The sequence below is a fragment of the Shewanella cutis genome (assembly GCF_022410515.1).
Classification (GTDB): Bacteria; Pseudomonadota; Gammaproteobacteria; order Enterobacterales; family Shewanellaceae; genus Shewanella; species Shewanella cutis.
The window spans coordinates 62,844-82,408 of sequence record NZ_JACSDI010000011.1 but is presented as its reverse complement, the minus strand read 5'-3'; the positions used below and the strand labels follow the sequence as shown (position 1 = coordinate 82,408).

Below are 19,565 nucleotides of genomic sequence, written 5' to 3'. Positions count from 1 at the left end.
CACAAGGCTTAGGTTGTGGCTCTACCAATACAATCGAACGTTAACCGAATAACGATATCGAGTAGAGAAGCTCAATCTAACCCTTTGTAAATAAAAATGCTAGCCTGCGCGGTGTTAGCTTGCCCATTCTCACACTTTACTGCTCGGCACTGGCTAACAGGCGCGCAATAAAAAAGGCGCCTTAGGCGCCTTTTCGTGTGTTAACGGTTAGATTACCAACCCGTTTTAGCACGCAGCGCTTTGCCGATATCCGCTAACGAGCGGACAGTTGTCACGCCCGCTGCTTCTAGTGCAGCAAATTTGTCAGCAGCAGTACCTTTACCACCGGCGATAATTGCACCCGCATGACCCATACGCTTACCCGCAGGCGCAGTTACACCCGCGATGTAAGACACAACTGGTTTAGTCACGTGAGCTTTGATGTAAGCAGCCGCTTCTTCTTCAGCAGTACCACCGATTTCACCGATCATCACGATGGCTTCAGTCTGTGGATCGTTTTGGAACATTGCCAATACGTCGATGAAGTTAGTACCTGGAATTGGGTCACCACCAATACCTACGCAAGTAGATTGGCCGAAACCTTCGTCAGTGGTTTGCTTAACCGCTTCATAGGTCAGCGTACCAGAACGAGAAACGATACCGACTTTGCCTTTTAAGTGGATGTGACCTGGCATAATACCAATCTTACATTCACCTGGAGTGATAACACCCGGGCAGTTTGGACCGATCATGCGAACGCCAGTTTCTTCTAGCTTCACTTTCACTTCCAGCATATCCAGTGTTGGGATACCTTCAGTGATACAAACGATTAGCTCGATACCACCGTCGATTGCTTCAAGGATTGCATCTTTACAGAAAGGCGCTGGAACGTAGATAACAGAAGCCGTGGCGCCAGTTGCTGCAACAGCGTCTTTCACAGTGTTGAACACTGGCAGACCTAAGTGCTCAGTACCACCTTTACCAGGAGATACACCACCGACCATTTGCGTACCGTAATCGATCGCTTGTTGAGAGTGGAAAGTACCTTGACCACCGGTAAAGCCTTGGCAAATTACCTTGGTATCTTTGTTAATTAATACAGACATTATTTGCCCTCCGCAGCTTTAACTACTAGCTCAGCCGCATCAGTCAGACTGTTAGCTGCAATGATATCAAGACCTGATTTAGCTAATACTTCACGGCCTAATTCAGCGTTAGTACCTTCTAAACGCACTACAACTGGAACTTTAACGCCCACTTCTTTAACAGCGCCAATGATACCTTCTGCGATCATGTCACAACGTACGATACCACCGAAGATGTTAACCAGAACGGCTTTCACATTGCTGTCAGACAGAATGATCTTAAATGCTTCAGCAACACGTTCTTTGGTCGCGCCACCACCTACGTCGAGGAAGTTAGCTGGCTTGCCGCCGTGCAGGTTAACGATGTCCATAGTACCCATCGCCAGACCAGCACCGTTCACCATACAACCTACGTTACCGTCTAATGCCACGTAGTTCAGTTCAAACATCGCAGCATGAGCTTCACGGGCGTCATCTTGAGATGGATCGTGCATTGCTTTGATTTTGGGTTGACGGAACAGTGCGTTACCATCGATACCAATTTTACCGTCTAAGCAGTGCAGGTTACCTTCAGTGGTGATAACCAATGGGTTGATTTCTAATAAAGCGAAATCGTGGTCAACGAACATCGTTGCCAGACCCATGAAGATCTTGGTGAATTGCTTCATTTGAGTTGGGTTTAAGCCCAGTTTGAAGCCAAGATCACGCGCTTGGAATGGTTGAGGACCTGTCAGCGGATCAATGATCGCTTTGTGAATGAGTTCTGGCGTTTCTTCGGCCACTTTCTCAATCTCAACACCGCCTTCTGTTGATGCCATGAACACCACACGACGGGTAGCACGGTCAACAACTGCACCTAAGTACAGTTCGTTCGCGATGTCGGTGCAGCTTTCTACTAAAATTTTAGCAACCGGCTGACCTTTCTCATCAGTTTGATAAGTCACCAGATTTTTGCCTAACCAGTGTTCGGCAAAGGCTCTGATTTCTTCTTTATCGCCAGTGACTTTAACGCCACCCGCTTTACCGCGGCCGCCTGCGTGTACTTGACACTTAACAACCCATAAATTTCCGCCAATACGGCCTGCCGCTTCTACAGCTTCTTGGGCTGTATCACAGGCAAAGCCTTCTGACACTGGTAAACCATATTCGGCAAATAGGGATTTTGCCTGATACTCATGCAAATTCATGATGATCTATCCATATACTTCTAATCAAATCCAACTGGCCCAAGGGGCCAGTCACGAGGGTATGTCTTACTTTTGTCTTTAACAAACTCTTTAAACTGAATCGTTTATCGAGTTGGATTACAGATCAAGCAGCAGACGAGTTGGGTCTTCTAAGAAGTCTTTAATGGCGACTAAGAAGCCAACAGACTCACGGCCATCAATAATACGATGGTCATATGAGAGAGCTAGGTACATCATGGGCAGGATTTCAACCTGACCATTGACTGCCATTGGGCGATCTTTAATAGCATGCATGCCTAAAATCGCGCTTTGTGGCAGGTTTAAAATTGGGGTAGACATTAACGAGCCGAATACACCACCGTTAGTCACAGTGAAGTTACCGCCAGTCATATCCGCCACAGTCAGCTTGCCATCACGGCCTTTGATCGCCAGATCGCGTACTGCTTTTTCGATATCAGCCAGACTCATAGTGTCGGTGTCACGTAGCACTGGCGTTACCAGACCACGTGGTGTAGATACTGCGATGCTGACGTCAAAGTAGTTGTGGTAAACGATATCGTCACCGTCGATTGATGCGTTCACTTCTGGGAAGCGTTTCAAGGCTTCTGTCACGGCTTTCACGTAGAAAGACATGAAACCTAAACGGATACCGTGGCGCTTTTCAAAAATATCTTGGTATTGCTTACGGATATCCATGATTGGCTTCATGTTCACTTCGTTGAAGGTCGTGAGCATAGCAGTAGAGTTTTTCGCTTCTAACAAACGGTTAGCGATAGTTTTACGTAAACGTGTCATTGGCACACGTTTCTCGCTACGACCAGCAGCGAGTGGCTGTACCGCGGGAGCCGCTGGGGCCGCTGCCGCTTTAGGTGCAGACTTGATGAAGGCTTCAACGTCTTCTTTAGTGATACGACCGCCAACACCAGTGCCCTTCACTTTGCTGGCATCAACATTGTGCTCAGCCAGTAAACGACGAACTGAAGGACTTAACGCATCGTTTGATTCATCACTTGCCGCTGCAGGAGCGGCGGCTTCTGCTTGCGCTTTAGTCACTTCTTGGCCAGAAACTGCGCCAGCGATGAACTTAGCAATGACTTGCTCGCCCAATACGGTGTCGCCTTCGTGGAACAGGAATTCACCAATATGACCATCTTCTGGTGCAACCACTTCCAATACCACTTTGTCAGTTTCAATATCGACCAGATTTTGATCACGAGAAACTTGCTGACCCACTTTTACGTGCCAAGTGGCGATAGTCGCATCGGCAACAGATTCTGGCAGTACGGGTACCTTGATTTCGATACTCATGAAAAACGATCCTTTTTTATATAATGTCTATTACTACAGTCTTAGCTATTACAGCTTTAGGGCACTGTTCACTAAAGATTCTTGTTGGTGAGCATGCAACTCAGGGTAACCACAAGCTGGTGCAGCAGACGCTTCACGGCCAGCATAGGTCAGTTTTGCACCCGCAGGGATAGCAGCCCAGAAGTGATGTTGGCTAGAGTACCAAGCACCTTGGTTTTGCGGCTCTTCCTGACACCAAACAAAATCCTTCACATGTTGGTAGTCAGCTAATGCAGCAACCATTTCTTCATGTGGGAACGGATATAACTGTTCGACACGGATTATTGCAATGTTATTGATGTTTTCTTTACGGCGTTTTTCGAGTAGCTCGAAGTACACCTTACCGCTACAGAACACCACGCGATCGACCTTGCTCGCTTCTAACGTATCGATTTCGCCAATCACGTTTTGGAAGCTGCCATTGGCCAATTCGTCCATGCTAGAAACCGCTAAGGGGTGACGTAGCAATGACTTAGGTGACATCACCACCAGTGGACGACGCATTGGGCGCACCACTTGGCGACGCAGCATGTGGTAAACCTGTGCTGGTGTTGATGGCACACACACTTGCATATTGTGATTAGCACAAAGCTGTAGGAAACGCTCTAAACGGGCGCTTGAGTGCTCTGGACCTTGACCTTCATAGCCGTGAGGCAACAACATGGTCAAACCGCATAAACGGCCCCACTTCTGCTCACCAGAGGACAAGAACTGGTCGATAACCACTTGCGCACAGTTAGCAAAGTCACCAAATTGCGCTTCCCAAATGGCTAAACCACTAGGCTCTGCCGTTGCGTAACCGTATTCGAAGGCCAGTACTGACGCTTCAGAGAGTACTGAGTCAGTAATATCGATTGGACCTTGGTTTTCAGCAATATTACGCAGTGGTAAATACGTAGTCGCATCGTTTTGGTTATGCAGAACCGCATGACGGTGGAAGAAAGTCCCGCGGCCAGAGTCTTGACCAGTAATACGAACACGTTGCTTATCTTCAAGAATCGTTGCGTAAGCTAAGGTTTCAGCAAAACCCCAGTCAAGTGGCTTCTCCCCTTTTGCCATGGCGACACGGTCACTATAAATCTTAGCAACACGGGATTGCAGAGAATGACTTTCAGGCACGTAGCTCAGCTTATCGGCTAGTTTCTGCAAACGTTCGATAGGCAGTGAAGCGTCATAGGCTTCATCCCATTCGCGACCAATATAAGGAGTCCAATCTACGGTATGCAGTGTCATTGGACGCCATTCTTTCACTACGCAATCACCTTGGTCTAAAGCATCGCGGTAAGTGTTGATCATGCTGGTCACGTCATCGGCAGCAATGGTGTTTTCTGCGATCAGTTTGTCAGCGTAAATCTTACGTGGCGTTGGGTGTTTCTTGATCTTGGCATACATCAGTGGCTGAGTTGCACTTGGCTCATCAGCTTCGTTGTGGCCATGACGGCGGTAACACACTAAATCAATCACCACATCACGTTTAAATTCGTTACGGTAATCAACGGCTAACTGCGCAACAAAGGCAACCGCTTCTGGATCGTCTGAATTTACGTGGAAAATCGGCGCCTGTACCATCTTAGCAATGTCAGTACAGTATTCAGTTGAACGCACATCGTGGTGATTTGAAGTGGTAAAGCCCACTTGGTTGTTCACAACGATGCGGATACTGCCACCCACTTTAAACCCACGGGTTTGAGACATGTTGAATGTCTCTTGCACAATACCTTGACCGGTAATCGCAGAATCTCCGTGGATAGTGATAGGCATCACCTGTAAACCATCTTTGCAACCACGACGGTCTTGACGAGCGCGGACTGATCCCATCACCACAGGGTTAACGATTTCAAGGTGAGACGGGTTGAAAGCCAGCGCTAAATGCACATTGCCACCCGGTGTTTCAAAGTCAGATGAAAAACCTTGGTGGTACTTAACGTCACCGGAACCATGGGTATCAGCATGTTTGCCCGCGAACTCGTCAAACAGTTCAGCTGGACGCTTACCTAATACGTTCACGAGGACGTTTAAACGACCACGGTGAGCCATACCGACCACGATTTCTTTAGTGCCAGCTTCGCCTGCGCGATAAATGATTTCGCGCATCATTGGCACTAACGCATCACCACCTTCTAAAGAGAAGCGTTTTGCACCAGGGAATTTAGCGCCTAAATATTTTTCAATGCCTTCAGCAGCATTTAGGCCTTCAAGAATGCGGGTCTTAACGCTTTTATCGTAGTTGGCTTTACCTAAGGATGGTTCGAGACGCTGTTGGATCCAACGCTTTTCATCGGTGTCGGTAATATGCATGTATTCGGCGCCGATAGAACCACAATATGTGGCTTTAAGCGCTTTAACTAAATCCGCCAACTTCATGGTTTCGCCGCCATGGGCGAATGAACCAGTGTTGAACTCACGCTCCATGTCTTCTTTGGTTAGACCGTGGAATGCGGGATCTAAATCGGCAACAGGTTCACGTTTCCACAAACCTAATGGGTCAAGGTTAGCACCTTGGTGACCACGGAAACGGTGGGCGTTGATCAGCTGTAGCACTTTAACTTGCTTAGCATCCAACTCAGGATCAGTCACACGAGCAGCGCTCTTATGACGTCCTTCCATCGCTAAACTGCGAAAATAATCACGTACTTTGGAGTGAGCCGCTTCTGGCGCGTCTTTAGAGGCACCGTTAACCGGAGGGAGATTATCAAAAACCGCACGCCAATCGTCAGAGACTGACTGAGGGTCTTCTTGATAGGCTTCATACATCTCTTCTACGTAGGTCGAATTTGCACCACTTAAGTGAGATGATTCGAGCCAGGCTTTCATGATGCCTTGGTGCATTTCTATTCCTTTCAAACTTTATACACGTGCTTAGCCATAGTTTTTATATGTAATCTCAGGTCATGACCTTTGATACATAATTTCTGCCGCTCTAGAATATCCAGATTTCACGGCGCGTTGTCTTCCATTACATACACAAAAGAGCCACCTTCTATGCCCAGAAAGTGACTCTTTGAGAGCTATATTATTATTGATTTCAGCTCAGGTTCTCGCATTACACCGCTCGCTTAAGCAGCATTGACTTAATATGACCGATTGCTTTGGTCGGATTAAGTCCTTTTGGACAAACGTCAACGCAGTTCATGATGCCGTGGCAACGGAATACGCTGTAGGCGTCGTCCAGCTCAGAAAGACGTTCTTCTGTTGCTGTATCGCGACTGTCGATCAAGAAACGGTAAGCATGCAGCAGACCGCTAGGACCGATAAACTTATCAGGATTCCACCAGAATGATGGACAAGCCGTTGAACAACAGGCACACATGATACATTCATAAAGACCATCTAAATGGGCACGTTGTTCAGGTGACTGTAAATGTTCACGAGCAGGCTGCTTATCATCGTTGATAAGGAAGGGTTTAATCTTCTCGTATTGCTTGTAGAACTGAGTTAAATCAACCACTAAATCACGTACAACTGGCATACCTGGCAGTGGACGAATTTCCAACTTCTTACCTTTAAAAGTAGAGATTGGGGTAATACAAGCCAGACCATTTTTACCGTTCATGTTCAGACCATCGCTACCGCAAACACCTTCACGGCAAGAGCGACGAAACACTAAGGTTGGATCTTTTTCTTTTAACTTGATCAGTGCATCGAGCACCATCATGTCAGTGCCATCAGCCACTTCAAGGCTGTAATCCTGCATGTAAGGTTTTGTATCTACATCAGGATTGTAGCGATAAACTGCAAATTCCAATTTCATCTTTGCAACTCCTACTAGTAGGTACGTTTCTTCGGCGGGAAGGCTTCACGCAACTTAGGTGCCATATTCACAGCACGACGGTCCATGGTTTCTGTCACTGGGTCAAACAGACTGTGACATAACCAGTTTTCATCGTCACGCTCTAAATAGTCTTCACGTGAGTGAGCACCACGGCTCTCTGTACGGAAGTTAGCAGCATAAGCGGTAGCAATCGCCGTTGCCATCAGGTTGTCCAATTCTAAACACTCAATACGTTGAGTATTGAATTCGCGAGAGTTATCAGACAACTTAGCATTTTCTAAACGCTTACGGATGGCTTTTAACTGCTCTAAGCCTTCAGCCATTGCATCGCCACGGCGGAATACTGAGAAGTTTAATTGCATGCAAAGTTGTAAATCCTTACGGATTTGCACTGGGTCTTCGCCATCTTTATTGCTTTCCCAGCGTTGTAAACGTGCCAGAGAAGCTTGGATGTCGGCATCAGTGGCATCCTTAGGATCCGCAGTCTCATCGAGTGCTTTACCTAAGTGTTGACCCGCCGCGCGGCCAAAGACCACTAGGTCGAGCAATGAGTTACCACCTAAGCGGTTCGCACCGTGCACAGATACACAGGCAATCTCACCCACAGCAAACAGACCGACTACATCTTGCTCAGTACCATCAGTATTCTTACGAATAACCTGACCACTCACCTTAGTCGGCAGACCACCCATCATATAGTGACAAGTTGGTAAAACAGGGATTGGACCATCAGCCGGATCGATGTGAGCGAAGGTACGGGACAATTCACACACGCCAGGCAGACGGGCTTCTAAGGTCTCTTTACCTAAGTGATCGAGTTTTAGTAAGCAGTGTGGGCCTAATGGACCATCTAAACCACGGCCTTCACGGATTTCGGTCATCATAGAACGTGCAACCACGTCACGAGATGCCAAATCCTTCGCGTTTGGCGCATAACGCTCCATGAAACGCTCGCCGTCTTTGTTTAGTAGGTAACCACCTTCACCACGACAACCTTCAGTCACAAGTACACCCGCACCAGCGATACCGGTTGGGTGGAATTGCCACATTTCCATATCTTGCATCTGAACGCCAGCACGCATTGCCATACCGACACCGTCACCAGTGTTAATGTGAGCGTTAGTGGTAGAAGCGTAGATACGACCCGCACCGCCTGTGGCTAACACAGTGGCTTTGGCTTTGAAGTAAACGATTTCACCGGTTTCGATTTCAATCGCAGTACAGCCTACGATGGCACCGTCTTGGTTTTTGACTAAATCGAGGGCATACCACTCAGAAAACACTTGTGTTTTGTGTTTAACGTTCTGTTGGTATAAGCAGTGAAGCAGTGCGTGACCGGTACGGTCGGCCGCTGCTGCGGTACGTGCCGCTTGTTCACCACCAAAGTTTTTAGATTGACCACCGAAGGGACGTTGGTAAATCTTACCGTTATCGAAACGAGAGAATGGTAAACCCATGTGCTCAAGTTCAATAATGGCTTCTGGACCGGTTTGACACATAAATTCGATAGCGTCTTGGTCACCGATAAAGTCGGAACCTTTTACAGTATCGTACATGTGTTGTTCCCAATGGTCTTCATGGGCGTTACCCAGCGCAACGGTGATACCACCCTGCGCAGACACAGTATGAGAACGAGTTGGGAATACTTTAGATAAAAGCGCACAGCTCTTACCTTCTTTAGAAATCTGTAGTGCTGCACGCATACCCGCGCCACCGGCGCCGATCACTACAGCATCAAATTCGCGTACTGGAATACTCACTTAGACACCCCACACAATAACAATGCCGGCCGCTAAATAGCAGAAAACGGTAACGACAAAGGTGAACTGTAAAACACCGCGTAACGATGTGCACTTGACGTAATCCGTCAATACTTGCCATACACCAATCCAAGCGTGGACAAGCAGTGCAACCAGCGTAAGCAGTGTAAACACTTTCATAGGCAGAGCGCTGAAGAGGCCATGCCAAGCGTCATAGGTGAGAGGGGAACTACATGCAATAAAGCCAACCATAAAAATGGTGTAACAGGCGAGGATTACTGCACTAGCGCGTAGTAGAATAAAGTCATGAACACCACTGCGTCCAAAACTTGCTGCATTGGTTACCATACCCATAACCCCGCTAAAATTGAAAAGGCTACCGTTAACACAAATACAGCTTTCGCTGAGGCGGTGCCCGAAGCCAACTCTTCCCAACGACCCGTATCCATCACTAAGTGGCGCAGGCCACCGAATAAATGGAAGGTCAGTGCAGTCAAAATGCCCCAAATGATGAACTTCACGACAAAGTTATCAAACAGAGATTGTACGCCTGCGAAACTTTCAGCGGAGGCTAAAGATGAATTTAGCAACCAAATAAGAATGCCAACAGCGAATAGCATGATGACACCGGACACACGGTGAAGAATTGACACAATCGCTGTTGCAGGAAAGCGAATGGTCTGCAGATCTAAATGGACAGGTCTTTGCTTTTTCACGTTCTGCTCACTCAGCTCCATTGAGCATTTTTTTTGTTATGTGAACCGCTTTTGTACAAACGTTAAACTGAGGGATTAATCACAGCAAAAGTAAACACAAAAGCAAAGTTTGAACAAACGGATAACTATTTGAACACTCACTCATTTAACATGTAAACAAAGGGTGTTTTTACATCATCGTTTGCAGCCATTATTTGGCGGAGGCAAGTATACTCGTGGGAAATGTCAAATACAAACATCACAGAATGCAAATTTTGTTTTTTTAAGAAAATTTTCGCGTAAGTGCCAGCTGCGGCAAGGAAAGTAAAGCGTTTTATACCATGGTCTAACAAATTTAAACGCTTATTTAAATTGAAATGTGATCTAGAATGGCTGTAAAGTAATGGCGGTTTGACATGCCGCACTCACAGATAAGAACGAAGTAAGGAGAACGGGGTATGGCTGATTTAAAAGCCAAATTAGAATTACCAGGGAACGACTCGATAGAGTTGCCAGTAAAGCAAGGAACCGCTGGTTTTGACGTAATCGATATCAGTAAACTCGGCAGCAAAGGTTACTTCACTTTTGATCCGGGTTTTCTTGCGACAGCCTCCTGCGAATCTGCAATAACCTACATTGATGGTGATCAAGGTATATTGTTACACCGCGGCTATCCAATCGAGCAACTTGCCGTTGACTCCGATTACCTAGACCTGTGTTATCTGCTGCTTTACGGTGAACTGCCGACGAAAGAGCAATATGCTGAATTTGTACACACAGTAAAAACCCACACTATGGTGCATGAGCAAATCGCCTTCTTCTTTAGAGGCTTCCGTCGTGATGCTCATCCTATGGCGATGTTGTGTGGTGTCACTGGTGCATTGTCTGCGTTTTACCAAGACTCACTCGATGTCAACGATCCGCGTCACCGCGAAATCGCCGCTTATCGCCTAGTCTCCAAAATGCCAACAATTGCCGCAATGTGCTACAAGTACTCTTCTGGCCAGCCATTTGTGTACCCACGCAATGACTTGAGCTATGCGGGCAACTTCTTAAGCATGATGTTTGCTGTTCCTTGTGAAGAGTACAAGGTAAACCCAATTGTTGAACGTGCAATGGATCGTATCTTCATACTACATGCTGATCACGAACAAAACGCCTCAACGTCAACCGTGCGTTTAGCGGGTTCTTCTGGCGCGAATCCATTTGCGTGTATCGCCGCGGGTATTGCTTCTTTATGGGGCCCTGCACACGGCGGCGCAAACGAAGCTTGTCTACAAATGTTAGAGGAAATCGGTTCAGTAGATCGTATTCCTGAATTTATCGCCCGTGCGAAAGACAAGAACGATCCATTCCGCTTAATGGGCTTTGGCCACCGTGTTTACAAAAACTTTGATCCACGTGCCAAAGTCATGCGTGAAACCTGCCACGAAGTCTTAAAAGAGCTGAAAGTACAAGATCCGTTATTAGATGTTGCGATGGAGCTTGAGCGTATTGCGCTTGAAGATGAGTACTTCATTTCGAAGAAACTCTATCCGAACGTTGATTTCTACTCTGGCATCATCATGAAAGCCATTGGTATTCCTACCAGCATGTTCACTGTCCTGTTTGCATTATCGCGTACAGTCGGTTGGATTGCTCACTGGAAAGAAATGTTGGATCAACCTGGTCACAAAATCAGCCGCCCACGTCAGCTTTATACTGGCGAGACGGCCCGTGATTTCGTCGACTTAGATAAACGCTAAACACTGCATTTATCGATTCAAAGCGCCCTAGGGCGCTTTTTTATTGGCTTTTTGTTTTTTTGCCGACACACAACCTCTGCTGACTACCTTATACCAATCACATTAAATATCTAATCAGTTCAGAGCCTCACAGGCATCTCAATCCAAGGCGCATTGACGAAGAAATGGTATTCCCTTTTAAGTCAATGTAACACGGGAGTGAGATGCCTGTGAGGCTCCCGAAGGGCGGGGTTGAACGGGCTTTATACTGCGTTTAAGGCTTTCGACAGAGCGCCACTATGCCTTCAAGCCTTCGCCTTGTCTAAAGCCCGTTTAACTCCCGCTGAATGAACAGATATTTAATACGATTGGTATTACTTATTGGGTGTACTGTTATCCGTGATAAAAGCTTATTTAGCATTTTTCATCACTTTTTAAACTTTTTAGCTACATTTAGCGTATTCCACATAGTGCGTAATCACCATTAATATAAATTTAAGCTACAAAACAGTACGTTAGCAAATGGCACGATTTATGCTAAAGCATTCATTAGTGAAATTAAACAATAGGTAACACTCTTATGGAAAAGTCTAAAATTGTGAAGTTCGCCCTGCCCGTACTATTAGTGTCAATGTTGGCGGCGTGTGGTGAAGAAGAAGTGGCTAAAAAAGAAGAAAAATATGCCATTCCCGTTGAAACCACCACCGTCATTCAGGGAAATGTCTCTTCTTTTTATAGCACCACAGCCACCCTTGAAGCCCCACAGGAAGCCAACGTGGTGAGCCGCATTGCAGGGCTAATTGAAGTCATTAATGTAGAAGAAGGCGACCGGGTAAAAAAAGGACAAAGTCTGGCCATTATTGATGCTAAACGTCAGCAATATGATTTAGACCGTTCAGAAGCCGAGGTCAAAATTATCGAGCAAGAGTTAAACCGCTTAAAGAAAATGAACAATAAAGAGTTTATCAGTGCCGATTCTATGGCCAAACTTGAATACAACTTACAAGCAGCCATTGCTAGACGCGATCTTGCCGAGTTGCAAGTGAAAGAAAGCCACGTGGTTTCACCAATTGATGGCATTATTGCCAAGCGTTATGTGAAAGCGGGCAATATGGCAAAAGAATTCGGCGATTTGTTCTACATCGTGAATCAAGATGAACTGCACGGCATTGTGCATTTGCCAGAGCAGCAATTAACCAGTTTGCGCTTAGATCAAGAAGCTCAAGTCTTTAGCAATCAACAAAGTAAAAATGCAATTAACGCGAAAGTGTTACGTATCAGCCCTATCGTTGATCCACAAAGTGGCACCTTTAAAGTCACTTTAGCTGTCCCCAATCAAGATGCACGCTTAAAAGCAGGCATGTTCACACGGGTCGAACTGAAATATGACACCCATGAAAATGTTATTACCGTGCCCTATAGCGCCCTCATTAATCAAGACAATAAGCAAGCACTGTATGTGATTGACGGTACTAATGCCAACCGCCGCGAAGTCGAAATTGGCTACCGCGAAGGTGACGCTGTCGAAATTGTGTCCGGTATCAAACCTGGCGAAGTCGTCGTGACCCGCGGTCAGCAAAATTTGAAAGACCAGTCCTTAGTTGAAGTCATTACTCCACTCGATTTGGCCTCAGCAAAGAACTGATAGGAGTCTTTCATGTCAATCATCAGCACCTCAGTTAAACGGCCAGTCACGGTATGGATGTTCATGCTGGCCATTATGTTATTTGGTATGGTGGGATTTTCACGCTTAGCGGTCAAACTCCTGCCCGATTTAAGCTATCCTACCCTGACGATCCGCACCATGTACGACGGCGCGGCCCCCGTTGAAATTGAGCAACTTGTCTCTAAACCGATTGAAGAAGCCGTCGGCGTGGTTAAAGGCTTACGTAAAATCAGCTCGATTTCTCGCTCAGGCATGTCAGATGTGGTGCTCGAGTTTGAATGGGGAACCACCATGGATATGGCGAGCTTAGATGTACGTGAAAAGCTCGATACTATCGCCCTGCCGCTGGATGTGAAAAAGCCCCTGTTGCTGCGCTTTAACCCAAACCTTGATCCTATTATGCGTCTCGCGTTGTCGGTACCTAATGCCTCTGAAGCCGAGCTCAAGCAGATGCGTACCTACGCAGAAGAAGAGCTTAAACGCCGTTTAGAAGCACTATCAGGCGTGGCTGCGGTGCGTTTATCCGGCGGTTTAGAGCAAGAAGTTCATATTCAGCTTAATCAAGAAAAACTGTCGCAACTAAACCTTAATGCCGATGACATTAAGCGTCGTATCAATGAAGAAAACATCAATCTCTCGGCAGGTAAAGTTATCCAGGGGGATCGCGAATATCTGGTACGTACCCTTAATCAGTTCAATTCCTTAGATGAACTAGGACAAGTTATCGTCTATCGCGATGCACAAACCCTAGTGCGCCTGTTTGAAGTCGCCATTATTACCGATGCCTATAAAGAGCGCAGCGATATCACTCGCATTGGTAGTCAGGAATCGATTGAACTGGCTATCTATAAAGAAGGCGACGCTAACACTGTCGCTGTCGCCAAAAAATTGCGTGATGAGTTGGTGAAGATCAACAAAGATCCTCAGCAAAACAAACTGGAAGTCATTTACGATCAATCAGAATTTATTGAGAGTGCCGTCAGTGAAGTCACCTCTTCAGCGCTCATGGGCAGTGTGTTAGCCATGCTGGTGATTTATTTGTTCCTGCGCAATATTATCCCGACGCTGATTATCTCTATCTCAATCCCATTCTCAGTGATTGCCACGTTTAACATGATGTACTTTGCCGATATCAGCCTAAACATCATGTCATTAGGCGGTATTGCGCTGGCGATTGGTCTGTTGGTTGACAACGCAATTGTAGTACTCGAAAACATCGACCGCTGCCGCAGTGAAGGTATGAGTAAATTGGATGCCGCGGTAACAGGGACTAAGGAGGTTGCAGGCGCGATTTTCGCCTCGACGATGACAACACTTGCGGTGTTTGTTCCCTTAGTATTTGTCGATGGGATTGCTGGCGCCCTCTTTTCAGATCAAGCTTTAACGGTGACCTTTGCCCTCTTGGCCTCCTTGCTGGTTGCGTTAACCTCGATTCCAATGCTCGCCTCACGGGAAGGATTTAAGATCTTGCCTGAGCTTATGAAGAAAACCCCCAAGGAGAAACCGACCACTAAACTTGGTAAATTAAAACACTATAGTGCGACCGTGTTTTCCTTCCCAATTGTTTTGTTATTTAATTACTTGCCGAGTGCCTTACTCACCTTTGTGTTAATTATTGGCCGCTTCTTCTCTTGGCTGCTTGGTTTGATAATGCGCCCTTTGAGCAGTGGCTTTAATTTTGTGTACCATAGTATTGAGTCCATCTATCACAAGCTCCTTGCAATAGCGCTGCGTAAGCAACTCGCTACCATGCTATTCACCCTAGGGATCACTAGCGCTTGTATTAGTCTGCTTCCCCGTCTGGGTATGGAATTAATTCCACCGATGAACCAAGGGGAATTCTATGTTGAGATCTTGCTACCTCCTGGTACCGCAGTGGGTGAAACCGATAGGATACTGCAGCTGCTCGCGTTATCGATTAAAGACAGGCCCGAAGTTAAACATGCCTATAGTCAAGCCGGCAGCGGTGGTTTAATGACCTCAGATACCGCCCGCGGCGGTGAGAACTGGGGGCGTTTACAGGTCGAGCTTGTGGATCACAGCGCCTATCATCAAGTGACTCAAATACTGCGAGATACCGCTCAGCGCATTCCAGCACTTGAAGCCAAAATCGAGCAACCAGAACTCTTTAGCTTTAAAACGCCACTTGAAATTGAGCTAACAGGTTACGATTTAACCTTACTCAAACGCAGTGCTGACAGCTTAGTTAGCGCACTTTCGGCTTCAGATCGCTTTGCCGATATCAATACCAGTCTGCGAGATGGTCAGCCAGAGCTAAGCATCCGTTTCGACCATGCTCGTTTAGCGGCATTAGGTATGGATGCCCCCACTGTCGCCAATCGTATTGCCCAGCGCGTTGGTGGCACTGTCGCCAGTCAATACACGGTTCGTGATCGTAAGATTGATATCCTCGTTCGGAGTCAACTGGATGAGCGGGACCAAATCAGCGATATTAATACGTTAATCATTAACCCTGACAGCTCTCAGCCGATTGCTCTTAGCGCGGTGGCCGAAGTATCACTGCAATTAGGCCCCTCGGCGATAAATCGTATCAGCCAACAACGGGTTGCCTTAGTGTCGGCCAACCTAGCCTATGGCGATTTAAGTGATGCAGTGGCCGAGGCGCAGCGAATTCTAGCGGCACAGGTGTTGCCAGCATCAGTTCAAGCCCGCTTTGGTGGTCAGAATGAAGAAATGGAACATTCATTCCAATCACTTAAGATTGCGTTGATCCTTGCCGTGTTCTTAGTGTACTTAGTGATGGCGAGTCAATTTGAATCATTACTGCACCCATTACTGATTTTATTTGCTGTCCCCATGGCCCTCGCGGGTAGCGTGCTTGGCCTTTATATCACCCAAACCCATTTGAGTGTGGTGGTATTTATTGGACTGATTATGCTCGCGGGGATAGTTGTCAATAACGCCATCGTGTTAGTGGATAGGATAAATCAGTTACGTTCAGAGGGCGTGGAAAAGCTTGAAGCTATCAGGGTAGCGGCCAAATCCCGTCTTCGCCCGATTATGATGACGACCCTCACCACAGTATTAGGTCTACTGCCCATGGCGCTAGGGCTAGGCGATGGCGCTGAAGTCCGAGCACCTATGGCGATCACCGTTATCTTTGGTCTGAGCCTATCGACACTCTTGACCCTAATTGTAATCCCTGTGCTCTACGCCATGTTTGACCGTAAAAAGTTTGACCATACAAACATTGTTTCTACAGCAGAGCAAGACGCGACAACGCTAACTGTGGAGACTCGCCCATGAACCTCACTCGTTTAGCAATAAAACGCCCTGTCACCACCAGCATGTTTTTCTTTGCAATCTTGCTGTTTGGTCTGGCTTCTAGCCGTCTGTTACCGCTAGAAATGTTCCCTGGTATCGATATTCCGCAGATTGTGGTGCAAGTGCCTTACAAAGGCTCTACACCCGCGGAGGTCGAACGCGATATTACTAAGGTAGTCGAAGAGTCGCTCGCCACCATGGGCGGTATTGATGAGCTTGAATCTGAGTCTTCTCAAGAAGGTGCAGAGATCGAAATCAATATGAAATGGGGCGAAAACGTCGCGACTAAAAGCTTAGAAGCGCGGGAAAAAATCGATGCGGTACGGCATTTATTACCAAGGGATGTTGAACGGGTATTTATCCGCCAATTTTCTACGGCCGATATGCCCGTTTTGACCATACGCATTTCGAGCGACCGCGAGCTCTCTGGGGCATTCGATTTACTCGATAAACAGTTAAAACGGCCATTGGAGCGGGTTGAGGGCGTCTCAAAGGTGAGCCTCTATGGCGTAGAACAAAAACAGATAGAGGTGCGGATCAATGCCAACCGTTTGGCTGCAAGTGGTTTTTCAGCAACGGAATTACAAGCTCGTCTCGGCCGCGAAAACTTTGTCTTAAGTGCAGGCACCTTAAGGGAAAGCAACTTAGTTTATCAAGTTTCACCTAAGGGCGAGTTTAAAAATCTCGAGGACATCAAGGCGTTAGTATTAGTTCCAGGCTTAACCTTAGGTGATGTGGCAGATGTGCAGTTTTCTCTACCTGAGCGCAGTGAAGGACGTCATCTAGATCAACACTATGCTGTGGGTCTGGATGTGTTTAAGGAGTCTGGTGCAAACTTGGTGGACGTGTCTGATCGCGTGCTTAAGGTGATTGAACAGGCCAAACAAGACCAACAATTTCAAGGTATTCGCTTGTTTATTATGGAAGATCAAGCATCCGGAGTGAAGTCTTCCCTAACGGATCTACTGCTTTCTGGATTAGTGGGCGCCCTGTTGTCATTTATCGTGCTGTATCTATTTCTGAGAAATTTCAAAATGACCATGATTGTGGTGTCATCAGTACCGATTTCCATCGGTATGACATTGGCCGCCATGTATCTGCTCGGTTACAGCTTAAATATTCTGTCGATGATGGGCTTACTACTGGCTGTAGGTATGCTTATCGATAACGCAGTAGTGGTCACCGAAAGTGTACTACAAGAAAAACAAGGTAACTCTGTCAATTCGAATCCCCAAGACAATGAAAACGCGGTAATGACAGGAGTCGATAAGGTGAGTCTTGCTGTGCTTGCGGGCACCTTGACCACGGCGATTGTATTTTTACCCAATATTTTTGGCGTCAAAGTCCAACTCACCATTTTCCTTGAGCATGTGGCGATTGCGATTTGTATTTCGCTGGCTGCATCACTTTTGGTCGCTAAAACATTAATTCCATTAATGTTAACCAAGTTCCACTTTGATATTGAGGCAGATAATACCGCCGGTAAATTGCAAAATTTCTACAATCGTAGTCTCAATTGGGTACTTATCAGACCTTGGCGTTCAGGGCTGATTTCAGTAGCGATTCTTGCTTCAACGGCCCTACCGATATCAATGGTGAAACAGGATCAGGAGGATAGCCAAAGTAAGGAGCGGATTTACATCAACTATCAAGTTGAAGGTCGCCATAATCTCAATGTGACAGAAGCAATGGTAAATCAAATGGAAGATTATCTTTATAAGAATAAAGAGCAATTCCATATTGATACTGTATATAGCTACTATGCCCCAGACGATGCATCATCGGTGATTCTGCTGAAAAAGGACCTGCCAATGCCGCTTGATGAACTAAAGCAAAAAATTCGCAGTGGCTTTCCTAAGTACTCTATCGCCAAACCCCAATTCGGCTGGGGTGACGATAACTCGGGCGTACGCGTCACACTTACTGGTCGTTCCACCTCCGAACTTATTCATTTGAGTGAGCAAGTATTACCACTACTAACGAATATCAAAGGGTTAGTGGATGTACGATCTGAAGTCAATGGCGCTCAGCAGGAAGTGGTGATCCGCATTAATAGGCAAATGGCAGCAAGGCTGGATTTAAAACTGAACGAAGTGGCTTCCAGCATTTCAATGGCACTAAGAGGGACTCCACTGCGTTCATTTAGGCACGATCCAAACGGAGAACTGCGTATCGAAATGGCCTATGAGAAGGAATGGCAAAAATCCCTTGATAAGCTCAAACAATTACCGGTAGTACGAATCGATCAGCGCCTCTATACGCTTGATAATCTTGCCAGTATCGAAATCCAACCCAGATTCGATACCATCAAGCACTATAATCGTCAGACCTCGCTCTCTATCGGAGCAAACCTCGATAATATCACCACGGAAGAAGCCCAAACTAAGATCAAACAAGTGATGGAGAATGTGCGTTTTCCTGATGGTTACAACTATTCACTGCGGGGCGGTTTTGAGCGACAAGAAGAAGATCAGAGCATCATGGTCATCAATATGCTGCTTGCCATTGCCATGATTTATATTGTGATGGCGGCCTTATTCGAGTCCTTGTTATTGCCGACTGCGATTATTACCTCAATCCTATTCTCTATTACGGGCGTGTTTTGGGCGTTGCTACTCACAGACACCCCTATGTCAGTCATGTCGATGATCGGTATCCTGATTTTAATGGGGGTTGTGGTGAATAACGGTATCGTCTTGGTGGATCAAATCAACCAAATGACGCCCGAACTCGATAAGCTTTCGGACACGATTCGTGAAGTGTGTATTACCCGTTTGCGTCCGGTGTTAATGACGGTTGGAACCACGGTTCTAGGCCTTGTACCATTGGCCATGGGCGATACGCAAATTGGGGGCGGCGGCCCGCCCTACTATCCGATGGCGATAGCGATAATCGGCGGTTTGTCTTTCTCAACCTTGACGAGCCTATATTTGGTGCCGTTATGTTATCAGATGCTTTATAGAATGCGTTACCGCGCCTCGGTGCAACTGGGTGAATCCCATCGCTTCGCCCAAAAACTGTTACCCTGGACGGCCAGATAACGATATGAAAGGTTAGCTTGACAC

The 19,565-nt window shown here is 46.6% G+C and carries 12 protein-coding genes; 4 read left to right on the top strand and 8 right to left on the bottom strand.

The window, feature by feature from the left end; translation table 11 throughout:
• Positions 1 to 212 precede the first annotated feature (212 nt).
• The 8 genes from sucD to sdhC all read right to left on the bottom strand — a co-directional run bounded on the left by sucD (position 213) and on the right by sdhC (position 9,867).
• Entirely contained in the window at positions 213 to 1,085 is an 873-nt protein-coding gene (gene sucD / locus H9J30_RS14575; RefSeq protein WP_240131643.1) for a succinate--CoA ligase subunit alpha, read from the bottom strand.
• A complete protein-coding gene (gene sucC, locus H9J30_RS14570; protein WP_240131642.1) occupies positions 1,085 to 2,251 on the bottom strand; it encodes an ADP-forming succinate--CoA ligase subunit beta in 1,167 nt (388 codons plus the stop codon). The genes sucD and sucC overlap by 1 nt, the downstream gene beginning before the upstream one ends.
• Before the next feature lie 117 nt (positions 2,252 to 2,368).
• Positions 2,369 to 3,559 carry a 2-oxoglutarate dehydrogenase complex dihydrolipoyllysine-residue succinyltransferase gene (gene odhB, locus H9J30_RS14565; RefSeq protein WP_240131641.1) on the bottom strand — a complete coding sequence of 397 codons (1,191 nt, stop codon included), beginning with the start codon at positions 3,557 to 3,559 and terminating at the stop codon, positions 2,369 to 2,371.
• 48 nt (positions 3,560 to 3,607) lie between these two features.
• Positions 3,608 to 6,427 (bottom strand): 2-oxoglutarate dehydrogenase E1 component, encoded by a 2,820-nt coding sequence (sucA, locus tag H9J30_RS14560; protein WP_240131640.1) that lies wholly within the window; start codon positions 6,425 to 6,427, stop codon positions 3,608 to 3,610.
• A gap of 214 nt (positions 6,428 to 6,641) precedes the next feature.
• The gene (locus tag H9J30_RS14555; RefSeq protein ID WP_240131639.1) at positions 6,642 to 7,349 is read right to left on the bottom strand and encodes a succinate dehydrogenase iron-sulfur subunit; all 708 of its coding nucleotides are present in this window, start codon (positions 7,347 to 7,349) and stop codon (positions 6,642 to 6,644) included.
• A 14-nt stretch (positions 7,350 to 7,363) separates the two neighbouring features.
• Positions 7,364 to 9,130, bottom strand: a complete 1,767-nt coding sequence (gene sdhA, locus H9J30_RS14550) for a succinate dehydrogenase flavoprotein subunit (RefSeq protein ID WP_011072028.1) — start codon at positions 9,128 to 9,130, stop codon at positions 7,364 to 7,366.
• Positions 9,131 to 9,478, bottom strand: a complete 348-nt coding sequence (gene sdhD, locus H9J30_RS14545) for a succinate dehydrogenase, hydrophobic membrane anchor protein (protein ID WP_011072027.1) — start codon at positions 9,476 to 9,478, stop codon at positions 9,131 to 9,133.
• Positions 9,472 to 9,867, bottom strand: a complete 396-nt coding sequence (gene sdhC / locus H9J30_RS14540; protein ID WP_037417467.1) for a succinate dehydrogenase, cytochrome b556 subunit — start codon at positions 9,865 to 9,867, stop codon at positions 9,472 to 9,474. The genes sdhD and sdhC overlap by 7 nt, the downstream gene beginning before the upstream one ends.
• 416 nt (positions 9,868 to 10,283) lie before the next feature.
• Here sdhC and H9J30_RS14535 point away from each other — a divergent pair, with 416 nt between their 5' ends.
• The 4 genes from H9J30_RS14535 (at position 10,284) to H9J30_RS14520 (ending at position 19,541) form a co-directional block, all read left to right on the top strand.
• Positions 10,284 to 11,570 carry a citrate synthase gene (locus tag H9J30_RS14535; RefSeq protein ID WP_240131638.1) on the top strand — a complete coding sequence of 429 codons (1,287 nt, stop codon included), beginning with the start codon at positions 10,284 to 10,286 and terminating at the stop codon, positions 11,568 to 11,570.
• A 559-nt stretch (positions 11,571 to 12,129) separates the two neighbouring features.
• Positions 12,130 to 13,194 carry an efflux RND transporter periplasmic adaptor subunit gene (locus H9J30_RS14530; RefSeq protein WP_240131637.1) on the top strand — a complete coding sequence of 355 codons (1,065 nt, stop codon included), beginning with the start codon at positions 12,130 to 12,132 and terminating at the stop codon, positions 13,192 to 13,194.
• A 12-nt stretch (positions 13,195 to 13,206) separates the two neighbouring features.
• Entirely contained in the window at positions 13,207 to 16,482 is a 3,276-nt protein-coding gene (locus H9J30_RS14525; protein WP_240131636.1) for an efflux RND transporter permease subunit, read from the top strand.
• Positions 16,479 to 19,541 (top strand): efflux RND transporter permease subunit, encoded by a 3,063-nt coding sequence (locus H9J30_RS14520; protein ID WP_240131635.1) that lies wholly within the window; start codon positions 16,479 to 16,481, stop codon positions 19,539 to 19,541. Before H9J30_RS14525 ends, H9J30_RS14520 begins: the two co-directional genes overlap by 4 nt.
• Positions 19,542 to 19,565 lie beyond the last annotated feature (24 nt).